Source organism: Thalassobacterium maritimum (genome assembly GCF_031127805.1).
GTDB classification, from domain to species: Bacteria; Verrucomicrobiota; Verrucomicrobiia; order Opitutales; family Coraliomargaritaceae; genus Thalassobacterium; species Thalassobacterium maritimum.
Map to the genome: position 1 here is coordinate 1 of NZ_JARXHW010000254.1, position 412 is coordinate 412.

1 protein-coding gene is annotated in these 412 nt (G+C 59.7%); it reads left to right on the forward strand.

Translation table 11 applies throughout. The features are described from left to right. Window positions 1–198: 198 nt before the first annotated feature. Window positions 199–412, forward strand: a 214-nt coding sequence (locus tag QEH52_RS20240; protein ID WP_308952774.1) for a hypothetical protein, incomplete at its 3' end; no start/stop codon positions are given.

A 412-nucleotide genomic window follows, 5' to 3' on the forward strand; every position in this document is an offset into this window, starting at 1 on the left:
CATTCGATGTTCGACGTTGGGCGTTGGATGTTCGACGTTCCCTCCCTTTTGCCTCGGTTCTCAGAACCGGGGAGCGTCGTTTCGGCCTCGGCTACCGCAGCCCATGCACCGCAGCCAATGCGGAGATTGGCGATCCCGGGGAAGCCGTGCAGTCAGTATTCCGTGGCCCTACATTCGATGTTCGACGTTGGGCGTTGGATGTTCGATGTTCCCAATTCCGTAGCCTCGATCCTTCGGATCGGGGAGCGTCGTTTCGGCCTCGGTTACCGCAGCCAGTGCCACCGCAGCCAATGCGGAGATTGGCGATCCCGGGGGGCAGCCGTGCAGTCAGTATTCCGTGGTCCTACATTCGATGTTCGACGTTGGGCGTTGGATGTTCGACGTTCCCTCCCTTTTGCCTCGGTTCTCAGAA